The 3,216-nt window shown below is 44.9% G+C and carries 3 protein-coding genes; 1 reads left to right on the top strand and 2 read right to left on the bottom strand.

Annotated features, from left to right (window positions below; all coding sequences use genetic code 11):
* Positions 1-36 precede the first annotated feature (36 nt).
* Positions 37-1,269 (top strand): phosphoglycerate dehydrogenase, encoded by a 1,233-nt coding sequence (gene serA, locus CAG69_RS17580; RefSeq protein WP_161445409.1) that lies wholly within the window; start codon positions 37-39, stop codon positions 1,267-1,269.
* A gap of 60 nt (positions 1,270-1,329) precedes the next feature.
* Here the strand turns inward: serA and CAG69_RS17585 are convergent, their stop codons facing one another.
* Both CAG69_RS17585 and CAG69_RS17590 read right to left on the bottom strand, forming a co-directional pair.
* Entirely contained in the window at positions 1,330-2,022 is a 693-nt protein-coding gene (locus CAG69_RS17585; protein ID WP_161445411.1) for an oxidative stress defense protein, read from the bottom strand.
* A 227-nt stretch (positions 2,023-2,249) separates the two neighbouring features.
* Positions 2,250-3,146, bottom strand: coding sequence for a LysR family transcriptional regulator ArgP (locus CAG69_RS17590; RefSeq protein WP_161445414.1), 897 nt, complete (start codon positions 3,144-3,146; stop codon positions 2,250-2,252).
* Positions 3,147-3,216: the final 70 nt, after the last annotated feature.

Genomic DNA, 3,216 nt, shown 5'->3' on the forward strand with positions numbered 1-3,216 from the left:
ACATTAGCCCACCTTTCCATTTTAAGGACGAGAAAAATGGCCAAAGTTTCACTGGAAAAAGAAAAGATTAAGATCCTCTTGTTAGAGGGACTCCACCCTTCTTCAGTTGAAGTTCTTCAAGCAGCTGGTTATACCAACATTGAGTACCATAAAGGTTCCCTTCCGGAAGAAGAATTGATTGAAGCGGTTAAAGACGTGCACTTCATCGGTATTCGCTCCCGTACGAACCTATCCGAAGAGGTAATCAATGCGGCGAATAAACTGGTTGCAATTGGCTGTTTTTGTATCGGTACTAACCAAGTAAACCTAGACGCAGCAGCAAAACGCGGCATTCCTGTGTTTAATGCACCGTTCTCTAACACACGCAGTGTGGCTGAGCTGGTACTTGGTCAAATCCTACTACTTCTGCGTGGCATTCCTGAAAAGAATGCGCTTGCACATCGCGGTATTTGGAAGAAAAGTGCTGACAACTCTTACGAAGCACGTGGCAAACGTCTTGGCATTATCGGATACGGCCACATTGGTACGCAGCTAGGTATTATTGCTGAAAACTTAGGTATGCGCGTTTACTACTACGACATCGAAAACAAGCTGTCCCTTGGTAATGCGACGCAAGTACATACCATGAGTGAACTACTAAACAAGTGTGACGTAATTTCTCTGCACGTTCCTGAAACGCCAGAAACAAAAAATATGATGGGTGAAGCTGAGTTTGCTCGCATGAAGCCAGGCTCAATCTTTATTAATGCAGCACGCGGCACTGTCGTGGATATTCCAGCGCTTTGCCATAGTTTAGAAGCAGGTCATATTGCGGGCGCTGCGATTGATGTATTCCCAACAGAACCGAAAACGAATGCCGACCCGTTCGAATCTCCTTTGCAGAAGTTCGATAATGTCATTCTCACTCCACACGTTGGTGGTTCAACGCAAGAAGCACAAGAGAACATCGGTGTTGAGGTCGCAGGAAAACTGGCGAAGTACTCTGACAACGGCTCTACGCTTTCAAGCGTAAACTTCCCAGAGGTGTCACTGCCAGAACACGGTGGTGAATCCTCTCGCTTGCTTCACATCCATAAAAACCGTCCTGGTATTCTTACTCAGATCAACACCATCTTCGCGGAAGACGGCATTAACATTGCCGCACAGTACCTACAAACAGCCGCTGAAATCGGCTACGTGGTGATCGATGTTGAAACCGAGCGCTCAGAAGAAGCACTAGCGAAACTGAAAAGCATTGAAGGCACAATCCGTGCTCGTATCCTTCACTAATTTGTGAAGCAGAAATAACAAAGGCAGGGAATATCCTGCCTTTTCTTTTTGCACCCAGTATTACTTCAGCTTGTAAATCACGTCAACTTGATCGCGAATAATCATGGTAGAATCCTGGTAGCTGTTTGCCCCTTCTTTACTGTCCATCGCCATCGAGCGCATTAGAACTGGCTGAACGTGCATCTGTCTGTAATTGATCTGCCAGACATCACCCAATTTTTTCTCAAAGCCAGTAGCCAGTGACGCTGCTTTTTCTCGCGCATCTTGGATAGCCGCCATGCGTGCCTTTTGCTGATACTCATCCTGGTTGCTTACCTTAAGTTGAATATTATCAACCTGATTAATCCCTGCTTCTAACGCCATATCTAGGTACTGGTTTAGGTTTTTTAGATCCGTAACCGTCACATCAATGCTACGAGAAGCGCGATAACCAACGAGCTCTGCTTTACCAGATTTAGGGTAGTGGTATTGAGGCGCAAGGTATAAATTCGAGCTGGTAACATTGTCTTTTGATAAGCCAGCATCGGACAGATTTTTCAGAAATTGCTCAACGGTTTTGTCAACTGACTGCTTGGCCTGTTCAGCAGTCATTGTCGTATCTACCACTTTCACAGAAAACGTCGCCATATCTGGTGTAGCAATAACTTCACCATAACCCGTCGTCGTTACGTGAGCAAATTCAGGCGAGTTCGCCAACACTGAAGCACTAGTAAGGCTGAGTGCAGAAGCCAGCAAAAATGAATACATTCTCATTCAATAAATCCATCCATACAAAAATAAAGTACTTACTCTCAGCAGAAAGGCTCAAGATTCACACAAAACTATCACTACTGAGAAAGTGTATGGTTTCATAATAGAAACTTCTGTCGATTATCCAAGCACTCAGAATGACTTCTAACACAACTTTGACTATGTAACATTGGCGTAATTTTTCAACGAAACACTCTGTCGGCAATGAACCCATCGATGCGACAATGAACTTATTGAGGTAAGTGTCGCTGAGCATACCCGACTATCGCGTGTGAGATTTCTTGTAGAACCCCCGTTTCCAGTTGCCAATGATGCCAATAAATCCGATGGGACATTAAAAAACCGGGAGTAACATCAACCAACGCGCCACGCTCTAGCTCGTCGGTAATTTGCAAACGAGGGATTAAGCAATAGGCTACACCAGCTAACGCCACTTTTAGAAACGCTTCAGAGCTGCTGATGTTATGGTGAATGACACTATCAGGGCTGACATTGAAATGCTCGGTAAGAAAGGTTTTATGTAGGTCATCATATTGATCATACGAAACGGCCGGCGCCTTGGCCAAAGTCTGGTTATTAACGCCTTGAGCAAAGTAACGCTGATAAAACTCCGGGCTCGCGACACAAACGTAATCAACACGTCCCAAGTAATCCGCTCTACAGCCAGGTATCGGCTGGGATTCTAAGCTGATCGCCCCCGTCACTTCGCCACTTTTTAGCTTTTCGATGGAACGAGATTCACCATAGATAGTGAGTTTGAGTTCAACTTGACGCTGCTTCATGACATCTTGCAGTGCAGGCAGTAGCCAAGTAGCAAGGCTATCAGCATTGGTCGCCAAAGAGAGTTGTACAGGCCGAGTACTGGTATCATTCTTGATTTCGGGCAGAATTTCATGCTCGAGTAAGCGCACTCGACGATAAAGGCCTAATAACTTTTTACCAATCAGGGTTGGCTTGGGTGGTTGACTACGAACCAAAACGGGTTGTGCGAGAAACTTCTCTAATTGTTTAATACGTTGAGAAATCGCTGATTGCGAGACAAATAAATGTTCGGCTGCACGCTCAAAGCTCCCCTGATAAACCACGGCATCTAATGCCTCAATCCATTTATAGTCCAACCCTCTCATCCTACTCTTCCTCTCCTGATAAAACACCAACCCTTAAATTAGCTTGGCTAATATAATATTAAAATCATTA

The organism is Vibrio sp. V43_P6S15P86, assembly GCF_009904725.1.
GTDB lineage: Bacteria > Pseudomonadota > Gammaproteobacteria > Enterobacterales > Vibrionaceae > Vibrio > Vibrio diabolicus.